This is a genomic window from Psychrobacter sp. Ps7 (genome assembly GCF_022129225.1).
GTDB classification, from domain to species: domain Bacteria; phylum Pseudomonadota; class Gammaproteobacteria; order Pseudomonadales; family Moraxellaceae; genus Psychrobacter; species Psychrobacter immobilis_A.
In genome coordinates, this window is sequence record NZ_JADQAH010000006.1 from 42,430 (window position 1) to 57,950 (window position 15,521).

The 15,521-nt window shown below is 40.3% G+C and carries 12 protein-coding genes and 1 pseudogene; 9 read left to right on the top strand and 4 right to left on the bottom strand.

The window, feature by feature from the left end:
• The first annotated feature begins 56 nt into the window (after positions 1 to 56).
• The 6 genes and pseudogenes from lepB to I3257_RS03745 all read left to right on the top strand — a co-directional run bounded on the left by lepB (position 57) and on the right by I3257_RS03745 (position 5,143).
• The gene (gene lepB / locus I3257_RS03720) at positions 57 to 959 is read left to right on the top strand and encodes a signal peptidase I (RefSeq protein WP_238048861.1); all 903 of its coding nucleotides are present in this window, start codon (positions 57 to 59) and stop codon (positions 957 to 959) included.
• A gap of 146 nt (positions 960 to 1,105) precedes the next feature.
• A complete protein-coding gene (locus tag I3257_RS03725) occupies positions 1,106 to 1,498 on the top strand; it encodes a DUF4845 domain-containing protein (RefSeq protein ID WP_227678196.1) in 393 nt (130 codons plus the stop codon).
• Between the two features lie 120 nt (positions 1,499 to 1,618).
• Positions 1,619 to 2,416 carry a ribonuclease III gene (gene rnc / locus I3257_RS03730; RefSeq protein WP_045443615.1) on the top strand — a complete coding sequence of 266 codons (798 nt, stop codon included), beginning with the start codon at positions 1,619 to 1,621 and terminating at the stop codon, positions 2,414 to 2,416.
• Between the two features lie 361 nt (positions 2,417 to 2,777).
• Positions 2,778 to 3,746 (top strand): GTPase Era, encoded by a 969-nt coding sequence (gene era, locus I3257_RS03735; RefSeq protein ID WP_238048889.1) that lies wholly within the window; start codon positions 2,778 to 2,780, stop codon positions 3,744 to 3,746.
• A gap of 56 nt (positions 3,747 to 3,802) precedes the next feature.
• A complete protein-coding gene (locus I3257_RS03740) occupies positions 3,803 to 4,579 on the top strand; it encodes a DNA repair protein RecO C-terminal domain-containing protein (protein ID WP_238048862.1) in 777 nt (258 codons plus the stop codon).
• 207 nt (positions 4,580 to 4,786) lie between these two features.
• Positions 4,787 to 5,143: pseudogene (locus I3257_RS03745) on the top strand (pyridoxine 5'-phosphate synthase).
• A gap of 78 nt (positions 5,144 to 5,221) precedes the next feature.
• Here the strand turns inward: I3257_RS03745 and I3257_RS03750 are convergent.
• Positions 5,222 to 5,947, bottom strand: a complete 726-nt coding sequence (locus tag I3257_RS03750) for a GspH/FimT family pseudopilin (RefSeq protein ID WP_238048863.1) — start codon at positions 5,945 to 5,947, stop codon at positions 5,222 to 5,224.
• A 560-nt stretch (positions 5,948 to 6,507) separates the two neighbouring features.
• Between I3257_RS03750 and I3257_RS03755 the strand changes: the two genes are divergently transcribed.
• The 3 genes from I3257_RS03755 to mscL all read left to right on the top strand — a co-directional run bounded on the left by I3257_RS03755 (position 6,508) and on the right by mscL (position 10,738).
• Entirely contained in the window at positions 6,508 to 7,803 is a 1,296-nt protein-coding gene (locus tag I3257_RS03755; protein WP_238048864.1) for an OmpA family protein, read from the top strand.
• A gap of 356 nt (positions 7,804 to 8,159) precedes the next feature.
• Complete coding sequence (typA, locus tag I3257_RS03760; protein ID WP_238048865.1) at positions 8,160 to 10,010, top strand: translational GTPase TypA; 1,851 nt, start codon at positions 8,160 to 8,162, stop codon at positions 10,008 to 10,010.
• Positions 10,011 to 10,294: 284 nt separating this feature from the next.
• The gene (gene mscL / locus I3257_RS03765; protein WP_060490427.1) at positions 10,295 to 10,738 is read left to right on the top strand and encodes a large conductance mechanosensitive channel protein MscL; all 444 of its coding nucleotides are present in this window, start codon (positions 10,295 to 10,297) and stop codon (positions 10,736 to 10,738) included.
• A gap of 123 nt (positions 10,739 to 10,861) precedes the next feature.
• Here mscL and I3257_RS03770 read toward each other — a convergent pair whose 3' ends face one another.
• From I3257_RS03770 to I3257_RS03780, 3 genes are all read right to left on the bottom strand, one after another.
• A complete protein-coding gene (locus I3257_RS03770; protein ID WP_060490428.1) occupies positions 10,862 to 11,302 on the bottom strand; it encodes a hypothetical protein in 441 nt (146 codons plus the stop codon).
• Positions 11,303 to 11,630: 328 nt separating this feature from the next.
• On the bottom strand, positions 11,631 to 12,569 hold the full coding sequence (gene mutM, locus I3257_RS03775) for a bifunctional DNA-formamidopyrimidine glycosylase/DNA-(apurinic or apyrimidinic site) lyase (protein WP_238048866.1): 939 nt from the start codon (positions 12,567 to 12,569) through the stop codon (positions 11,631 to 11,633).
• Between the two features lie 53 nt (positions 12,570 to 12,622).
• The gene (locus tag I3257_RS03780) at positions 12,623 to 15,175 is read right to left on the bottom strand and encodes a bifunctional (p)ppGpp synthetase/guanosine-3',5'-bis(diphosphate) 3'-pyrophosphohydrolase (RefSeq protein WP_238048867.1); all 2,553 of its coding nucleotides are present in this window, start codon (positions 15,173 to 15,175) and stop codon (positions 12,623 to 12,625) included.
• Positions 15,176 to 15,521: the final 346 nt, after the last annotated feature.

Consider the following 15,521-nt stretch of genomic DNA (forward strand, 5'->3'; position numbering starts at 1 on the left):
GGCGCAGTTGATAGTATAGATAGCCAGATAAGTCGCTCGTTAATAGGCAATTGAGTATGGATTTTGATTTTAATTTAATTTTAGTACCATTAACCATTGGTTTGGGTATTATTTGGCTATTAGATAAGCTGACCCTGAAACAACGTAAAACTCGCGGGCGTGGTCAAGAAAGTCTCTTGGTACGCTGGGCTTATGATTTTTTCCCCGTATTGGCAGTGGTGTTAATAGTACGCTCGTTTTTGATTGAGCCTTTTAATATTCCCTCATCTTCTATGGTGCCGACATTATATACGGGCGATTTTATTGCGGTTAATAAGTATGCCTACGGGGTGCGCCTACCGCTGACGTATAACAAAGTGCTGGATACGGGCGCGCCTGAGCATGGTGATGTGGCGGTATTCCGCTATCCTGAAAATCCAAGTATTTATTATATTAAGCGTGTCATTGGTTTGCCTGGTGATACTGTTAGTTATGATCAAGGGACACTTTCTATCAATGATGTCCCAGTTGACACTAAGCCTATCGATTTTGCGGCGAACCCTGAGTTGACCTCACAGCTTTATTTACCAGGACAAATCGGTCCAGGGCAAGTACTGACCGAAGACAGTGCGGCAGTGATGGGTGAGCAAGAAGAGGGTGAGGCGCAATACTTTCAGGAAACACAAGGTGAAAACAAGCATCTTGTTCGTTACTTGAATGGTATGAATAGCTCTCAATATGCACCATTTTTGCAGCAGCAATCGCCAGAAGTGGTTAGCTCAGCAGGTACTAAATGGCGTATTAGCGTTCCAGAAGGTCAGTATTTTGTGATGGGCGATAACCGCGATCGTAGTGCTGATGGTCGGTTCTGGGGTTTTGTTCCTGATGAGAATTTAGCGGGTAAAGCGGTTTATATCTGGATGCATAAGCCACCCGGACTTAATTTACCAACCTTTGAACGCAATGGTACTATTGATTAAGATTATGTAATTAAGATTATGAGACGCTCTATTGGTTGATTTATCGATAATAGTTTTATGCTAATATTGTTGCTATCTAATAAACGGCTACCTAGTATTTCGGTAGCTCCTAAAAAATAGTTGTTTACCAGTAGAGGGATATCATAGTGCAGCAATTATCTGGAATCGCCACACAGCGTGGTGCTAGCGTAACGAGTATCGTTTTAATTATTCTTGTGTTAGGAGTTGCTGCCAAATTGATGGTTGCTATCGTACCTGCTCAGATCGGTGATTATCAATTGACCAAGACCTTAAGCGCACAGCTTAAGGAAGCAAATAATAATAATGAGACGGCCAAGCAGTTTGTCGAGCGTGTTAATAGACAGCTATCTATTAATGCTGATTATGATACTCAGGCGGAAGACGTATTTACTTTTATTGATAAAAAGACGGGACAATTGGCTATTCGTAAAGAATATGCAGTCACCAACAATTTCTTTGGTAATGTTGATATCGTCAATCGCTTCGAAGGTGATATCGATATGACAACAGCAGAGTAACTAAAAAGAATGTTAGATCACTCTTAAACTTTTTAATCTCTGAATGTCTTTATAATATTCATTAATCCATACTATTACTAACCAAATCAGTAAAACAGAAGGGATAACCACAAGCCACGCATGAAACCAACTTTGCAGCATTCCCAAGCGATTACTACTCCTCAACAAAATAGCACGTCTGTCGACACGCTGATTGTTAGCTCAGAATTTATTCAGCAGTTAGCCGTATTAACACGCAAGTTAGGCTATGTGTTTAAGGACTTGAGTCTCCCCAAACTTGCGTTGACACACCGCTCATTTGATAGCAAAAAAAATTATGAGCGTTTAGAGTTTTTAGGAGACGCTCTGTTAGGAATGATTGTGGGTGAGGCTTTATATCATCGCTATCCTAGCCAAAATGAGGGTCGCTTGACTCGTATGCGTGCCACCTTGGTACGTCAAGAATCATTGGTCATTATTGCGCAAAACTTAGAGCTCTCTAACCATCTGATATTAGGGATAGGTGAGCGTAAAGGTGGTGGGCGCAATCGCGCTTCTATATTGGCTGATGCCGTGGAGTCTTTGATTGGTGCTATTTATTTAGACAGCCAAGATTTGGATATTACTCGCGATTGTGTTCTCTCATGGTATGGTGATTTGATTGACAACGTTAATGACCAAAAAGCCTTAAAAGATGCCAAGAGTCGATTGCAAGAGTGGCTACAATCTAAGCAATTTGATCTGCCACATTATGAGCTAATGGAAACACGTGGTAACGCGCCGCATCAAATTTTTGTTGTACGTTGCCATGTTAATATCAATAACTGTGCTGATATTACTGAATCTGGTGAGAGCCGCCGTATCGCTGAACAAAAAGCAGCAGAACTAATGATTAACCAATTGCATAAGCTGCCGAGCTCAGCTAAAAAGCGATCCTAACTAGGATTAACCTATGGATCGCACATACCACTTTTTTTGACAATATATGTTAAGTGACGTTTTAAGAATCGTTTATTTGAATTAGCGTAAACGTCACACATTTCAAAACCTTAAATACTTCCCAGCCGATGATGGTTTTGCTTTTTTAGTGCTGATACAGCCAATACATCATTAAGCACCATTTGACTGGATATAAATTCTATAGGATTAACCTATGAGCAATCGTACTGACTTGCCATCCAATGATGAAGATAATGCCAAAAATATGACCGAAAACACAGAATTGAATCAAAACCAAGATAATATCGATACTACTAACGATGGCATCAATCAAGCAGAAGATACTACTGTAGACAACGATATGGCAATTGAAGAATTCTTTGCCCCTACTAGTAGTCATGCAGGTATTGCTGATGATTTTAAAGCGGGTTATGTCGCGATCGTTGGACGTCCAAACGTTGGTAAATCGACTTTGATGAATCACTTATTGGGTCAAAAGCTGTCTATTACATCACGTAAGCCGCAAACGACTCGTCACCGTATCCACGGTATTTTGTCAAATCATGAGATGCAGGCAGTATTCGTTGACACGCCGGGTATTCATCGCAATGAAGTACGTGCTATTAATGAGCGTATGAATAAAGCTGCGGTATCTGCATTAGTAGATGTTGATTTGGTATTATTCGTTGTTGATTCAGATCAATGGCGTGATGATGATTTGTTGGTTTTACAAAAGCTTGGCGACACCAATTTAAATGTGGTATTGGTTATTAATAAATCTGATACCTTAAAAGATAAAGGCAGCGTGTTGCCGCTGATTGAGACGTTTAATGACAGTTTTGATTTTGCCGATATCGTACCAGTATCTGCCTTAAAAAACCAAAACCTAGATCGTCTACAAGAAGTGATTGCTTCGCATCTTCCTATTGCTGCTCCTATCTATGATACCGAGCAAATTACTGACCGCTCAGAACGATTTTTGGCCAGTGAAATTATCCGTGAAAAAATCATGCGTAGCGCTGGTGACGAAGTGCCATATGACTTAACTGTACAGATTGATGGGTTCAAAGATGAGCCTGCGCACACTGATCCAAAGACAGGGCGTCCACGTAAGGCTTGTACTTTCATCGATGCGACTATTTATGTTGAACGTAGTGGTCAAAAGGCCATTGTGATTGGTGATAAAGGTCAGCGTATTAAGCAAGTTGGTATGGATGCTCGTAAAGATATGGAGCAGCTGTTTGATAAAAAAATCATGCTGACACTGTGGGTGAAAGTGAAACGTGGCTGGTCTGATGACGAACGTGCATTGACTAGCTTAGGATATTGATTGAAGAATAGCGCTTTAATCAATTTTCTATATGCTCGATGCTTAGGTGATAAAAAATGCGTAACGAAGCGTTAATCGGTTATTTATTGCATCAGCGTCCTTATCAAGAAAAGCGCGCCTTATATTATCTGTTTTCTCATCAACATGGCATGATCCATGGTATTGGGAAAAAAGGCGCGCCATTGTTCATGCCATTGCAGCTCTTTGCCACTGGTAAACGCGATTTAAAAACGTTTAGTCAGATCAATATTGCATCGCAACACACAACTCAAACAGACATAGCAAAAGATGATGGCATTACCACTGTTTTAGAAGCACTGCCCTACGAAAATATTACAGGTCAACATCAATATGCAGCGTTGTATTTAAACGAAATATTATGGCGGCTGTTGTTGACTGAAGATCCAATGCCAGTATTATGGCTACATTACCAGGACAGTCTGTCTCAGCTTAGGCGACCTTTGAGCGCCAACGAATTACGGTTGTGCTTGCGCCAATTTGAACAGCATTTATTCAATGAGTTGGGTTTTAGCTTAATATTGACGCACGATAGTATTGAAAACATCATTCAGCCTGACGATTCTTATCGTTTTTTACCTGATGTTGGTTTAGTGCCTGTCTTGCAGAATGATATACAGACTGAGCATTTAGACAATACTATGAGGCAATTTTTTTTCAAAGGTACTGATATTATCGCAATGACGCAGTTAGGTATTACTGACAAAACCTTAAATAATTGGTCAAAAATCCATCGACAGCTTATTGACCATTTACTGGATTATCAACCATTGCAAAGCCGCCTACTATGGCAGCAGCAACAGCGTTACCAATAAATAATAGTGCTACTCTCAAAGTGCTATAACCAATCTGATTGGTGCTGAGACTGTCTAAAGTTTCATATTCTTGTACCGTTGATCAGTCGATTGGGTTTCGTTATCAAAAAAAATCTTATGACCACTGCTTCATTACCTTCATCTAACAACCCTTTGCAAAAACCTATATTAGGTGTAAACATTGATCACGTAGCAACTTTACGTTAAGTGAGTGGGGTTAGTTATCTAAGTCCTTTAGCCACCGCTCTTTGGTGCGAGAAGGCGGGAGCAGACGGTATTGAGTTACATACAGGCGCTTATGCTGAGGCAAGCTTGGTAGCCGATATGAACATGCAAAATGCTGAGCTGAAACGAATTAAGCAAACTGTTGCTACTGCTTGACGCAGTGATAATAAGCTCTTAATTAACGCAGGTTATGGTCTGACACGTGATAATGTGAGTGCTATCGCACAAATTGAAGGTATTTATGAGTTGAATATTGGTCGTGCATTCATTGCAGGCTCTGTATTTGTAGGACTCGAGCAGGCCGTCATTATGATGAAAGAAGCAATGTATAATGTATAATGTATATAGATATATAGATATATAGATATATAGAGCTATCAAAAAATGTGAGTGGTAATTTATGTCAGTGGTAGTTTTTTATTCGTCACATTCGGTGGGATGATCTTCATTAAGTTTTTGTTTAACAATACCTCCTTGGTTAAATGATATTAGATACATTGCTTCATTATAAGCAACGATGGGACAGTATTTTATATGACCAAAATGTCCTCGTGGTTTGCCACTATCACCCCAAAATTTGGTGTAGTGGCGTCGACTTCCAACTCGTAAACTTAGCTTACTGTATTTAGGATTTAAAGACTGCTGAACGACTAATGAATCTACCTGAGCATCAAAGTGATTATTGTCATTTTTATCTATGAATAACAAAAGCGTCTTATCGCTGTCTCTATGGCAGCGCCCTCCAGTATTAGACAAGCAAACAATGACATTCTGTCTTCTGATGTAACTCTCAGCCTTGGCTAAGGCAAGAGAATTCTCTAACTGACTTCGAATCCGTTTGGCTTCCATACGTGCTAATTGCGTTCGTATGACTGGGGCTGCGATCGTCACTATAATTGCTAATACACATACAGTGACGATAAGTTCAACCAGCGTAAAACCCTTGTTATTTCTATTAACAGTGCTTGGGTCTGTTCTAGTGTTTATATTAGGTGCTCTTTTATAGAGATATACTATATAGCTGTGATACACATAAAGAATCAATCGGCTTTGAGCTAGCCTGTGCTTATTTGAAGTAAAAACCCATAACATAAATGCTGAGAGCTTTTTATAACTTGATAATGTTTTATGCAGCAATGCCATGAGGCTTGTTACCTATAATAAGTAGTTTAGTTCAATAAAACAGTCTCGCTTCTTTAAATGTGCTTTAATCCAATCATTGCGTAAAATCGAGCCAATATGCTCGTGAAATTTTGCAGTAATGATCAGATTTATGATGTATGAAATAATGTTGAGTGCTATAATATAAACAGAATATATGTCTACTGTCAAAAAATGTTTCAATTAGTGAATGACTGGTTTTAATAATAGAGAAAAAATACTAACTGTACTAAAATACGCCCAGACAATAGATACTGTTAGGTTTACTATCTAGTGTGAACTGACATACAAAAGATAAAAAGCGTAAGGTGTGTTAGTTCTAGGTAACTTAAGCTGGTTATTGTGTTTTAGTTACAACATTATCGTGTAATAATGTGTAGCTCGTTAACGAAAAAAGTTGTAAACTGAATTGATAATCGCTAAGCTACTCCTTAATTGGTTTTGCTTTGTCACTTAAAATTCGTAAAAGATGTCTATTTTAGAGCATCTTGAGAAGCGGTTTTGCTTAATGCATCACTCAAATTATCCTTTGGAGGAAGTCCATGAAATTGAATAAAATTGCTCTAGCTTTGGTTGCTGTAGCAGCTGCACCTTTAGCAGCTAATGCTGGCGTAACTATTAGCCCATTGTTACTAGGTTATCATATGACTGAAGAGTTCGGTGATACTAGTGATAAACAGCGTGAAGTGCTAACAACTGGCAAAAACCTGCAGAATAATACTGATTTAGTTGGTAACCCTAATGGTGGCGTAGCCAAAGAAAGTAGCCTATATACTGGTGCTGCACTAGGTATTGAGCTAACTCCTTCAACTCAGTTCCAAGTAGAGTATGGTGTATCTAATGCTAATGGTGAAGCATCTGAAGCTTCAGCAAAATCAGGAGCTAACCGCTTCGACGTAGAACAAACCATGCTTTCTGGTAACTTCTTAATCGGTACTGAAGAATTTACTGGTTATACTGATAGCGCATTCAAGCCATATGTGTTAATTGGTGCTGGTCAGTCTAAAATCAAAGTAGAAAATCAAGAGTCTTATCCAGCTGCATCTCCAGTAGCTGGTTATAACACTGGCGATACCGTACAAGCTGGTACTGAAGTATCAAATTCTAAAGATACTATTGGTAACCTAGGTCTAGGTGCTATGTATCGTATCAACGACGCTTTAAGCCTACGTGGTGAAGCTCGTGCGATTCATAACTTTGATAATAACTGGTGGGAAGGCATGGCTTTGGCCGGTCTAGAAGTTGTACTTGGTGGCCATTTAGCGCCTACAGTAGCAGTACCACCAATGCAAGAGCCAGTTATCGATACTACTCCAGTAGTCGTAGTTGAATCTGATCTTGATTCTGATGGCGATGGCGTACCTGATAGCATCGATGCATGCCCAGGCACTCCTATGAATGTCGTAGTAGATGAGCGCGGTTGCCCAGTACCAGTAGATATTACTGATGAGCTGAAAATGGAACTACGTGTATTCTTTGATAACGATAAATCAACTATCAAATCTCAGTATCAACCTGAAATCGCTAAAGTAGCAGAGAAGATGCGCGAGTATCCTAACTCTACAGCACGTATCGAAGGTCATGCTTCTAAAACTGGTCCTTCAGCACGTTATAACCAACGTTTATCTGAAGCCCGTGCCGTTGCTGTTAAATCTATGTTGACTAACGAATTCGGTATTGCTCCAAACCGTATATCAACAGTTGGCTATGGTTATGACCAACCAATCGCTCCAAACGATACTGAAGAAGGTCGTGCTATGAACCGTCGTGTTTATGCCATCATCACTGGTGACAAAACAATGACTGTTGAACAAACTAAAGATATGGTTGTTCAGTAAATAGTATTGAACCGATTGTTTTACTAAATATATAGTTACAAAAAAAGTCACCTAATGGGTGGCTTTTTTTTATTTATGGATTGAGAAAAGCAAGTTATTACATAAATTTGTGAAGCAATAATGTTATACTAGCTGCCCAAACATTCTGTAAATTGACAGAATGTACATTAGCATAGCTATCTGTATGATGAATTTATCAGTGTAGATACTTGATTATATTGAAATTATTTGATTAACCGCATCTATTGTGCAGTCTTCCAAAAGTAAGTACTCAATATCTATCTGGTTGATGATAAAAGTTTATCCAGCGGCGCTTATTGCTACTGCATTTTTTTAAGACGAAACGAGCATTTTATATGGCGAACGATATCAAACACCTGCGTAACATTGCAATTATTGCCCACGTTGACCACGGTAAAACAACTTTGGTTGATAAGTTATTACATCAGTCTGGTACTTTTGGCGACCGTGCAAACATTGCTGAACGTGCAATGGATTCAGGCGATATTGAGCAAGAACGTGGTATTACCATTTTGGCTAAAAATACAGCCATCCGCTGGACAGATAAGACTGATGATACTGAATACCGTATCAACATTGTTGACACCCCAGGTCACGCCGACTTTGGTGGTGAAGTTGAGCGTGTAATGTCTATGGTTGACTGTGTGCTTCTAGTCGTTGATGCGGTGGATGGTCCAATGCCACAGACCCGTTTTGTGACGCAAAAAGCGTTCGAGCAAGGTCTAAAACCTATCGTTGTCATCAATAAAATTGACCGTCCTGGCTCGCGCCCTGACTGGGTAATGGATCAAATCTTTGATCTTTTTGATAACTTGGGTGCAACTGATGAACAGCTTGATTTCCCAGTTGTTTATGCCTCAGCATTAAATGGTATTGCAGGTTTGGAAGCTGACGATTTGGCTAATGACATGACACCGCTTTTCAAAACGATTGTTGATGTGGTTCAGCCTCCTCAAGTTGATGCTGATGCACCGTTCCGTATGCAAATCTCAAGCCTTGATTATAATAGTTTTGTTGGCGTCATCGGCATTGGTCGTATTCAGCGTGGTAAAGTTAAAACCAATACTCAAGTGACTGTAATCGACAAAAACGGCAATACCCGTAATGGCCGTATTTTGAAAATTATGGGTTATCATGGTCTTGATCGTATTGATGTTGAAGATGCACAAGCTGGTGATATCGTTTGTATTACTGGTATTGATTCGCTTAATATCTCAGATACGATTTGTGATCCTAGTGCTGTCGAAGCGTTACCAGCATTAACGGTTGATGAACCTACCGTTTCTATGAACTTCCAAGTAAATAACTCACCTTTTGCTGGTCGTGATGGTAAGTTTGTGACCTCGCGTAATATCCGTGAGCGTCTTGAGCGTGAATTGATTCATAACGTAGCATTACGTGTAGAAGATACAGAATCTCCTGATAAATTCAAAGTATCAGGTCGCGGTGAACTTCATCTATCTGTATTGATCGAAAACATGCGCCGTGAAGGTTTTGAAATGGGTGTTTCAGGCCCAGAAGTTATCGTTAAAGAAGTTGATGGTAAATTACAAGAGCCGTATGAAAACGTTGTCTTTGATATCGAAGATGAGCATCAAGGTTCTATCATGGAGCAGGTTGGCTTGCGTAAAGGCGAGATGACCAATATGGAGCTTGATGGTAAAGGTCGTATGCGTATCGAAGCGACGATGCCTGCCCGTGGTTTGATCGGTTTCCGTTCAGAGTTCTTAACGTTGACCTCAGGAACTGGTATCATGACGTCAAGCTTCTCACATTACGGTCCACAAAAGATCGGTGATGTTGGTGGTCGCTCGAATGGTGTCTTGGTTTCTATGGCGAAGGGTGTTTGCTTAGGTTTCGCGCTATTTAACCTGCAAAAACGCGGTAAGTTATTTGCTGAGCCACAGCTTGAAGTTTACGAAGGTATGATTGTTGGTCTTAACTCACGTAACGATGATATGGCTGTTAATCCAACGACTGCTAAGCAGTTAACCAACGTTCGTGCGAGTGGTACTGATGAAGCATTGACGTTGACTCCAGCAGTCAAGTTCACACTTGAGCAAGCGCTTGAATTCATTCAAGATGATGAATTGGTTGAAGTAACACCTAAGGCGATTCGTCTGCGTAAGCGTTATTTGACTGAAAGTGAGCGTAAGCGTCACGGCCGTGGTAAAAAAGGTGCTTAATATTGAGCCATGAATTACTGAGTAATTTATTGGATTGATATTTTGTAGAAGCATTTGATGCTGTTGTTATTTAATAATGGGCATCAAGATAACTAAAAAATTAGCAGTATAGAGTGAACTAAATATGGTTCATTTTATGCTGCTTTTTTTGTTGTAATTTCCATATAATATAGACAGAATAACTGACAGTAGTAGTGTTTCTCACTATTACTCTTAAGGCTCAAGATTGGGTCGACTGTTGAGATACTTATTCGATTATAGATTGGTATTTTGAGGAGAAAATAATGAGTATGGTTTCTGAGTTTAAAGAATTCGCTCTAAAAGGTAATGTGATGGACTTAGCGGTCGGTGTCATTATCGGTGGAGCATTTGCTACTATCACAACGTCCTTAGTTGAAGACATTATTATGCCAATAGTGGCCTTCATAGCAGGTGGCGAAATCAATTTCAAAAACATGTTCTTAGTGTTGGGTGATGCGCCTGAAGGTGTTGCCATGACCTATGATGCTCTCAAAGCAGCTGGCGTTCCTGTATTAGCCTATGGCAGTTTCATTACTGTACTGATTAATTTCTTAATTTTAGCATTTATTATTTTTATGATGGTTAGAATGGTTAACAAAATGCGTCGTAAAGAAGAAGTACAAGAATTGGTAAAACAACCTTCAGAAGAGGTGCAATTGCTTCGTGAAATTAGTGCTAAATTAGGTAATACCGCTGTTTCAAAATAAAATATGATGATTTGATTAAAAACACAAAAAAGGCTAACGTCGTGTTAGCCTTTTTTATGGATAATTTATAAATGCATTGTCTTTAGCGCAGTTGTATCATTTAACCAGCTGTTAATATAAAGACTATGGCGTAACTACGACATAATCGTTGGTATTAATCAAAATCTCAGATGGTTGATCAACGACAATACGGACAACATTATCATTAGTCACTTGTGATTTGTAATAGTTGTCTTCAGCCACAGTACAACCTAAGCAGCGTCCCATCGCATCCCAAGGTTCAACAAAAAGTTTCTGCTGCGCCTGATCCGCATTACCACCGATAAGCGAGAAGGGTAGACTAACTAGGTAGGCGGCAGTACCAGCAACGGCACTGACCAGTTGTAGAGGTTTACCCACTACAGTATCAACCACCATTGTCTCATAAGAGGGCCCAAAGTCTGTCTCATCAATTTCTATGGCTGCCAAGGCAGGCTGCATAGTAGCAGCCATTAAACTTAAGCTTGCGGCTATAGTAATGGCTTTTTGCTTAACTGTGCGTTGGTTTTTGGCTTTAACAGTCATAACGATGTCCTAAAATTCATAATTGGTATGATTATTAGCTGCTGCTATTTCCACACAGAGACAATTTCCCTATATAAACAATGCGCAACGATAAGTAAGCTAAATATATTACAGATGTATAAACATTATGCACTATTTATGTAAGTGCTCATACTATTAAAGCAAGATGTGTGTCAATAAGCAACAAAAATGGCGTGCGATATAATAATCTTAGTGCAAAATAATAGGACACTTAGTCAAGAGTATTGTGCTGCTATATTATACGATTTGATACCTAAGTTATTTTGGTACTTAAGGCTAAACAGATAGTGATAGTTTCAGATAATATTTAAAGGATTGGCTGACAGTTGGGACAGAATACACTGGCGCGACCATTAATTTTGATATTCTCAAGTACAGCATCACAATGCGGACAAGTTTCCCCTTGTCTACCATAGACATTTAATGTCTGCTGGAAGTAACCGGTTTGGCCATCTGCTACGGTGAAGTCTCGCAGTGTCGAGCCACCAAGTGCTATCGCCTTTTGTAAAATAACTTTAATATGATCGACCAAAATAATCATCTGAGCATGGGACAGTTGGTGAGCGGGGGTGGCTGGATGAATAGCTGATAAATATAGGCTTTCAGTCGCATAGATATTACCGACACCCACGACGACCTGTTGTTCCATGATGACTGATTTTATAGCGCGAGCAATGGGCTGCTTTTTTGATTTGGCGTTGCCAATTGCTACGGTATCAGCACTGTGATCAAGCAAGTTTGACCGTTGAATCAATTGATACAGGTAGTCTGCTGTAAATCCATCTGATAATGGTTCAGGACCTAAATGATCTAATAGCTTAGCACTATAATCCTTGTGCCATAACACTGACCCAAAACGTCTTGGGTCATAGTAATGTAGCTGGACTTTTGTATTGTTAACGCCCTTAAAAACAATGATGAGATGATCATGCTTGCGCTTTTCAGTACCGTAGCTCTGCTGTTGCAGGCTGCCCGACATGCCTAAATGAACCAAAAGTCGACGTGGTACTAACGTATCAGTTTGAGCCGCAGCGCTATCATCATTGGGTAATAAAGGTAAAAAGTTAAGAGTTAAATATTTTGCGCGGCGCTCAACGCTATCTAGCGTGTAATCAATCAAGCTATCTAAATCATCTGGCATCGCCCAGCGCAGCTTTGGCTGGAAAACTTTTACATCGATGATGCGTTGCCCTAATAACGGTGCAAGGCTGGTTTTGGTTGTTTCTACTTCAGGCAGTTCAGGCATGATATTTTTATAATAACCTTATGATTCAGCGGACGTATTTTGTGAGTTTATATCTAAGCGACGGCGCGTCGAGCATGCAAGATACCATGCTGTTGCTCTAGTTTCGCTAAAAGCTTAGATAGGTGTGCCAATCCTGAGACTTCAATATGAAATTTTAAAAAGGCAATGTTATCATCATTACTAAGCGTTTCAACTTGACGAATATTGACATTTTCTTTATCAATAATTTGCGTCAAGTCACGCAACAGTCCGCGTCTATCATAGGCTTCTACGTGAATATCAACGGGTTGATAACGACCAGCTTGTACCCGCCACGAAGCCTCTATTTCGCGCTCAGGATCGCGTTCAATCAAGCGTGAATATTCAGGGCAACCACGATTATGGACACTGACACCTCGTGATAAGGTAATGTAACCAGCAATTGGCTCGCCATGCACAGGGTGACAACAGCCTGCTAGATTGATTTCTATATTATCCAGCCCATCGATACGAATTTTATAAGCATCGATTTTGCCTGCCTCTCTAGCATCTATACTTGGCGCAAAATTTTCTGGCGGTCTTTCAGGTTCTAGATGTAGCTGACGAGAGATGTGGCTGGTGAGTTGGTTGAGACCAATGTCGCCTGTGACCAAGCCAACGATAATATCATCAGTCGTATTGACATGGAAATGCTGAATATAGTCGTTTAAATCGATACTATTGGGATGTACCGATAGTCTTTCAAGCTCTTTACTGAGCATTTGACGACCAATTTCAATGTTCTTATCACGGTCTTGCTTATTGAACCATTGACGCAATTTTGAACGTGCACGGTTGGTATGAATGTATCCAAGTGAAGCAACTAGCCAATCACGGTTGGGCTCACGTGATGCTTTGGTGATAATTTCAACTTGTTCACCTGTTTTGAGTTGATAGGTTAATGGTACATAGCGCTGATTGACTCGCGCAGCTTGGGCACGATTACCAACTTGTGTATGTACATAATAAGCAAAATCAAGAACGGTCGCCCCTTTTGGCAGTTCAGTAATGTCACCATCACGGCTAAAGATATAGATGCGTTCGAGCTCGTCAAAGTCAACGAGTTGCTCTTCTTCGTCAAACTCCATACCCTCTATTTCTTCACCAGTTAGTAAAGATGAGCGCGGTTGGTTACGGGTTTCATTATTGATCGATAACAGCTGGCGCAGCGAGCTGATTCTTTGATTAAGATAATTGTCTTTTTTATTCTTTAGACCTTCTTTGTAGTTAACATGAGCACACATACCAAGCTCAGCTTCGAAGTGCATTTCGTGAGTACGAATTTGTACTTCCAGTGACTTGTTTTCAGCAATGACAGCCGTATGTAGTGAGCGATAACCATTGGACTTGGGGTTGGTAATATAATCATCGAATTGTTCTGGAATATATCGCCACAAGCCATGTACCAATCCAAGCACGTGGTAACAGTCTGACGGGTTGGTGACCAATACTCGCAGCGCACGAATGTCGTAAAGCTGATCAAACGATAAGCCTTTAAGCTTCATTTTTCGGTAGATAGAGTAGATATGCTTGACACGTCCAGAGACTTCACCTTCGATATTAGCCTCTGCTAGTGCTTCATTAAGCTTGTCTTGTACGCGCTGAATATAGGATTCGCGTTCGCTGCGTTTTTCGGAGAGCAGTTTGGCAATCTCTTTATAGCGTTCAGGCGCAAGGTAGCGAAAGGCTAAGTCTTCTAGCTCCCATTTAAGTTGCGCGATGCCCAAGCGATGCGCTAGTGGGGCATAAATAGTCATGACTTCACGCGCCACACGATTCTGTCGCTCTTCATTAGAAAAGGTCAATTCGCGCATGGCGAAAGTACGCTCAGCCAATTTGATAAGCACGACGCGTACATCATTGGTGACGGAAATTAGCATGCTATAAATATTAGATAGCTGGTCGCGCTGATTGTTTACGAAGTGATCTTCTAGACGCTTATTGCTTTCAATAATCTCAGACAGCTTACCCATTGCCAAGGTATCTTTGACTAGGGTCGATATGTCTGCACCGAATTTTTTCTCGATATCAGCGAGGCTTATGATTGATTTTCGCGCACTACGATAGAGCATTGCAGCCACAAGAGCGTCTTCGTCTTGGTAGAGATAGGTCAATATATCTGTCATGCCAATACCCGTGACATAAGCACCTGAACGCTCAGATTCGCTGGTATTCATATGACTGCGAATAAATTCACAAGCAGCATTCAAGTGAGGTACAGACTCTTGTCCGATACGTTTGGCGACGTTGTCTAACCAAGTAGGAACATCAATATTGACTTGATCTAAATCAATCGCTTCGAGCTCTTTATCTGACAGAGCATTATTTTTATCTAAAAGCGGGTTATCAGAATATTCGTTTTCAAGCTTTGGATCATGACTATGAAAGGCATGTAGTGCTGAGCGATCAAAAGTGGTGTGTAGCTTATGAGTGGACAGCTGGTATTTGATATCGAGGGGGATTTGGGCATAGCTATTGGCAGACTGGTGCGAGCGTTGGCTCGCGACCAGTTGAGCGGCAAGTGCTGCACTATCGGCTTGGGTGGTCTGTCCATCCACCAGCGGTAATCCTTCACGAATTTTTACCATAGCCGACTCCTCTTAGCTATTTTGAATTGATTATAACCTCATCTACTATGCACACACGTTGAACTTACGATTCATAAAGTATCAGCTATAAACCAATATAACTGCTAAAAAATCTATTTTTTAGCAGTCATAAAATGCGCGTAAAATATATAAAGCTATGAGTGCAAACGTTCACAAGAATGGAAAAAACCAGCCTAGGAATATTGTTTACTATTATCTCACTTTAAAGAGACAAATCAAGCGAGGCTATGTAATGTCTGCGGTTAATCAGGATAAATAACCATCATTTTTTGCCACCGCTTGACTCAAATTTTGAATCAAGCTCAGTAACCTTTAGCATGGCTAT

Coding starts and splice junctions, on each gene's coding strand:
- I3257_RS03780 (WP_238048867.1), bottom strand. CDS start 15,175: ATGGTAAAAATTCGTGAAGGATTACCGCTGGTGGATGGACAGACCACC.
- era (WP_238048889.1), top strand. CDS start 2,778: ATGGCAATTGAAGAATTCTTTGCCCCTACTAGTAGTCATGCAGGTATT.
- typA (WP_238048865.1), top strand. CDS start 8,160: ATGGCGAACGATATCAAACACCTGCGTAACATTGCAATTATTGCCCAC.
- lepB (WP_238048861.1), top strand. CDS start 57: ATGGATTTTGATTTTAATTTAATTTTAGTACCATTAACCATTGGTTTG.
- I3257_RS03750 (WP_238048863.1), bottom strand. CDS start 5,947: ATGGCATTGCTGCATAAAACATTATCAAGTTATAAAAAGCTCTCAGCA.
- mscL (WP_060490427.1), top strand. CDS start 10,295: ATGAGTATGGTTTCTGAGTTTAAAGAATTCGCTCTAAAAGGTAATGTG.
- I3257_RS03770 (WP_060490428.1), bottom strand. CDS start 11,302: ATGACTGTTAAAGCCAAAAACCAACGCACAGTTAAGCAAAAAGCCATT.
- I3257_RS03740 (WP_238048862.1), top strand. CDS start 3,803: ATGCGTAACGAAGCGTTAATCGGTTATTTATTGCATCAGCGTCCTTAT.
- rnc (WP_045443615.1), top strand. CDS start 1,619: ATGAAACCAACTTTGCAGCATTCCCAAGCGATTACTACTCCTCAACAA.
- I3257_RS03755 (WP_238048864.1), top strand. CDS start 6,508: ATGAAATTGAATAAAATTGCTCTAGCTTTGGTTGCTGTAGCAGCTGCA.
- mutM (WP_238048866.1), bottom strand. CDS start 12,569: ATGCCTGAACTGCCTGAAGTAGAAACAACCAAAACCAGCCTTGCACCG.